This window comes from Pseudomonas sp. 05T35 (genome assembly GCF_056396605.1).
The window spans coordinates 1-4,499 of record NZ_JBFTLU010000549.1 but is presented as its reverse complement, the minus strand read 5'-3'; the positions used below and the strand labels follow the sequence as shown (position 1 = coordinate 4,499).

Here is a 4,499-nt window from a genome sequence, read left to right as displayed (position 1 = left end):
CTTTCAAGCGTGTTGACTATATTTAGATACGTTCTATCTTTATGACTTCCCGTTGGATTCATGAACTCGCATTTTGAAAAAATACGATTTCCATTATTAGCCAATCTTTCGATTTCCAGGAGGGGGGTATTGCCGATATCACTCAGTTTCATTACCAGTCCTTTTGGTAGCAAGCATTGCGCTTGACGGGTGCCGAAGCTATCAGGTTTTTTTTTAGGAATAAATAGCGCTACTGATTATTTTCAGCATTTGTCCATCGCGCCTTCATCGCAGTGGAATTCTAATTGTCCATGCTCGAACGGAAAAACATTGTGGGAAAATCACCCGGCAGGAAGAACGAATACGTGAAGCCATAAATGCTGTTACTCGCGCCAGATCAAACAGATGCCGACGCGATACCTGCTCTGCATATTTGAAAAACACCTTCTGCGAATATTTGAAAAACCCATTAAATATCAGCTAGTTAAGCCTCTGCGACGAAAATATTTATTTCGCTACTGCAGCGTGCCAATCCCCTCAACCTCGATCCCGCGGTATCAGGCTCTGCAACTGCTGCGCCAGAAAATTCGCGTCGAAAGCAAAGGTGTCCGGGTCTTTCAGGCCGTTGGTCTTGCGCCACTGCCAGTCAGTCGAAGGCGGCTGACACACCAGCGACACACTGCCGTAACGCGCGGCGGTCAAACCCATGACTGCCAGCGAAATCAGCCCACCGGTACCCATCACTTCGGGCACGATTTCCACCGGTTTGCCGGCAATCAGAATGCTCAGTTTTTCGGTCTTGAAGGTCGAGCTCTCAACCGGCACATTCGCCCCGAACGCCACATAGGCTTCGCGGCTCACCTCCAGCAAATGCGGGGCCTTGACCGGTTCCAGCCACTGTTCGATCTGCCCGAACAACTCGCCAATACGCGTCGCCCACACCGCCGATTGGCTTTCAAACAGCTGCTTCTTGTGCGCTTCGCTTTCTGCGTAGTGGCGAAGCATCTCACCCAATTGCTGTACGTTGTCCATTGCTGTGTTCCTTTGGCTGAAGCAGTACTGCGGACTTTGAGCATGGCAGATGCACGCTGCCGGCGTACGACTAAAAGCGTGAGCGGTATTGGCTGGGCGTCATCCCCAGCAATTTGCGAAAGGCACTGCCCATGTGCGACTGGTGGGCGAACCCACTGTCCTGAGCGATTACAGCCAATGGCAGCGAGCTGCGCTCGATCAGCCGCCGCGCTGCCTGCACCCGGACTTCGACCAGGTAGGCGTGAGGCGTGAGGATCGAGCAGCAAACGCCGGGCTTCGCGCCCCAGTGTCAACGCCTGAGCATGGCCGCCAGACTGAACCCGATGAGTGAACAGGGAGCTCGGCTCATCAGCCAACGGTTCGCTCCAGCGCGCCAACAGGTATTCGCCTCCCGCTGCCGATTCGGAAAACACTTCAACGCCTGCCAGGGTGTAGGCCAGCACGCCGGGCCAGGTGTCAAAATCCACCCGACGATCCGAATCGATAGCGTGTACACCCTGCTGACGCTCCAGCGTCACACCGAGGGTTTGCCCGGTTGCCGGATCACGAGCATTGTAGGGCGCACGCGGCAGGAGTTGCAGGCCGAGCTTGCCGCCCAGCAGTTTCTGACTCAGTGGGTCTGGCATGTGAAATTTCCTGATAGATCGAGCCAATGCACCACGGGAAACTCGCTTGTACAGAAGTCAGCCATCACTGGAGCACACCATGCGCACCATTGGTCTTAACAGATTCAGACGGCGATTACCGTGCCGTTTCTACACATTGCCGACCCGGCAGGCCAGGCTGCCCTGGATGCCGGGGCGATGACCGTTGGCTTGCTCGGCACGGCCTTCACCATGGAACAGGACTTCCTTAAGGATCGGCTCAGGGCCAAGGGTTTGACCGTACTGGTCCCGGATGCCGCCGAACGGCAGGCCGTGCACCGGGTCATCTACGACGAACTCTGTGTCGGGGTGATCAGCGACGCCTCACGCAAGATTTACCAGCAGGTCATTGGCGGGCTGACAGCGCGCGGCGCCCAGGCAATCATCCTCGGCTGCACGGAAATCAGCCTGCTGATCAAACCCGAACACAGCGAGCTGCCACTGCTCGACACCACCGGGCTGCATGCGCAAGCAGCGGTGGCGTTCGCCCTGGGCGACTGACTCAGCCAGCCTTGAGCAGACGGCGCAAGCGCACCATGCTCAGGGCATCCACCAGCGCGCCATCGCGTACTGCATACTCGCGAAACAAGCCTTCGGTATCGAAACCAAACTTGCGGTACAGCCCGATCGCCGCTTCGTTATCCGCATACACCGACATGGTGATTCCTCCTTGAAAGCGGCATGGCCATCGAGTCTAAACGGATCATCACCCGGGTGACGACAGCAACAGTGCGACGAGGCGCGAATAGGGATGCGCTGCAACTTCTTCCCGACACCGCAATAAATTGGGTATCTCACGCAAGACCATTTCCGATACCTACGCGCAGTTGACCTACGAGAACTTCCTCACCGGAAGGATCGGCAAAGGCACCTACGTCAATGCCCGCCCCTCGGCAATCGTCCGCAAACAGAGCCACTCTGAACTCGCGAGCGCCGACACCCTCGAGCGTTGGCGCAACATGCCGTCGTTCCTGCGCCACCCCACCCTGGAAGGTTCGCTGCGTTACGAGTTCATTGGCGGCGCCACCAGCAAGAGCCAGTTTCCTCAGGATGACTGGCGCCGCTGCACCGCCCATGCACTGCGACAGATTGCCGGTTCCAAGGGTTTTTACAGCGAGCCGGAAGGCCTGCCGGCGCTGCGCAACGCGATCGCCCGGCATATCGCCTTTTCTCGTGGGGTCAATTGCCAGGACGACGATGTGGTGGTGTGCAACGGCGCGCAGCAAGCGCTGGACCTGATCTCCCGCGTACTGACCGAGCCCGGTAGCCTCGTCGCGATGGAAGATCCCGGCTACCCGCCAGCCCGCCTGTTGTTCGCCTCCCACGGTGCCGAAGTGGTCGGAGTGCCGGTGGATGAACAAGGTATTCAGGTCGCGCTGATTCCCGATGGAACCCGGCTGATCTATGTCACGCCCTCGCACCAGTTCCCGCTCGGCATGCCGATGAGCCAGGCACGGCGTGAAGCTCTGCTGGCAAGCGCACATGAGCTGGGCGCGATCATTATCGAGGACGACTACGACAGTGAATTTCGCTACGAGGGCCGACCCACCGACACCCTGCAGAGCATGGATGAGCGCGGGATAGTTGCCTACGTCGGGACTTTTTCGAAAACCCTGCTGCCGGAGTTGCGCCTGGGTTACGCGATTCTGCCGCCGGCCATTCTCGAAGCGGTGATCCGCGCCAAGCAACTGACCGACGTGCACACCTCGACCCTGCCGCAATGGGCGCTGGCCAAATTCATTGCCGAAGGCTGCCTGCTAAAGCACATCCGCCGCTGTCATGCGGTCTATGCCGGGCGGCGCGAGCGCATCCTCGCACGCGTCGCAGGGGACCTTTCGCCCTGGCTCGAAGCGGTGCCAACCTCTGCCGGTTTTCACATGGCGTTGCTGTGTAAAGTCGAGGTGGATGTCCCGCGGGTCATCGCACTGGCGAAAAAACTCGACGTCGGTCTGTATGGCCTGAACGGTTTTTACTATCAGCAAACACCACGGGCCGGGCTGTTCATGGGCTTCGGAGCCATCGAAACCCTGGACATCGATGTAGCCCTGGACCGTTTGCGCGATATTTTGCAGCAAGTCTGTTGAGGTCTATTGGTATGGCGCTTTTACTGCCAATTGGCTGTTGGCCGCTACCGGGCACAGGCCTATCCTGCACATGCGTTATCCCAACCATGAGCGAGCCTCGTCCGGCTTGATACAGGAGCGTGTGCGATGCCCAACGAAATAATCAATACGGTCCAGGTACAGGCCGCCGCTGGCCGCTCGGATGAACTGGGCAAGCAATTGCAGAAGATCGTCGAAACATTGCGTGAGCTCCCAGGCTGCGATTCCTACATGGTTGACCGCTGCCCGGAGGACGACAATCGATGGACGGTCAGTGCCCGCTGGCAGTCCGAAACTGCCATGCAATCACACTTCTACAGCCCGCAAGTTCAAGGTTTCATCAGCCTGATCGACAGCCGACTGGCCAGCAGCGTCGACTTCAACAGTTTCCCCATCGTTTAACGCGTCGATACGATGAACTACTGACGCTATTGAAAAACCAATACCCGCGCTTCCAGCCATAAGTAACAGGGCCTGAACTTTATATTCAGGCCCTGTTTATTTCCTTAAGAAATCAACTACGTACTTTAAAACCCTCCTAAATCAGCCCTCCGACCAGTGGAACTATTGGCTATTTAATTTCTAGCCCACAGGTACTGATTCTGGCAACCAGCGTAAGCCTCACTGCCTTATTAACCGGTTGTTCGGTGCCCACCGCACCAGAAGAACAAGCCACACTGAGCAACTACTTCACGGCACCGGTCATGCACTCCAGCGCCACTCATGTCACCAGCGGTCCGGA

3 protein-coding genes and 4 pseudogenes are annotated in these 4,499 nt (G+C 57.3%); 3 read left to right on the top strand and 4 right to left on the bottom strand.

The genetic code is table 11. From position 1 onward, the window contains the following. The 3 genes and pseudogenes from AC1DH9_RS27005 to AC1DH9_RS26995 form a co-directional block, all read right to left on the bottom strand. Nucleotides 1-152 (bottom strand): pyridoxal-phosphate dependent enzyme (locus tag AC1DH9_RS27005; RefSeq protein ID WP_477809126.1); only part of this gene is annotated, 152 nt, incomplete at its 3' end. 364 nt (nt 153-516) lie between these two features. Next, the gene (locus AC1DH9_RS27000; protein WP_427536969.1) at nt 517-1,011 is read right to left on the bottom strand and encodes a hypothetical protein; all 495 of its coding nucleotides are present in this window, start codon (nt 1,009-1,011) and stop codon (nt 517-519) included. Between the two features lie 70 nt (nt 1,012-1,081). After that, nucleotides 1,082-1,637: pseudogene (locus AC1DH9_RS26995) on the bottom strand (helix-turn-helix domain-containing protein). 99 nt (nt 1,638-1,736) lie between these two features. Between AC1DH9_RS26995 and AC1DH9_RS26990 the strand changes: the two are divergent. Beyond that, a pseudogene (locus AC1DH9_RS26990) lies at nt 1,737-2,156 on the top strand (aspartate/glutamate racemase family protein); the annotation flags it as partial. 1 nt (nt 2,157) lies between these two features. Here the strand turns inward: AC1DH9_RS26990 and AC1DH9_RS26985 are convergent. Next, nucleotides 2,158-2,319 (bottom strand): annotated as a pseudogene (locus AC1DH9_RS26985) (GNAT family N-acetyltransferase); the annotation flags it as partial. Nucleotides 2,320-2,437: 118 nt separating this feature from the next. Between AC1DH9_RS26985 and pdxR the strand changes: the two are divergent. Together pdxR and AC1DH9_RS26975 are read left to right on the top strand one after the other, a co-directional pair. Next, nucleotides 2,438-3,739: pseudogene (gene pdxR, locus AC1DH9_RS26980) on the top strand (MocR-like pyridoxine biosynthesis transcription factor PdxR); the annotation flags it as partial. A 126-nt stretch (nt 3,740-3,865) separates the two neighbouring features. Next, entirely contained in the window at nt 3,866-4,159 is a 294-nt protein-coding gene (locus AC1DH9_RS26975; RefSeq protein ID WP_427536972.1) for a putative quinol monooxygenase, read from the top strand. Nucleotides 4,160-4,499: the final 340 nt, after the last annotated feature.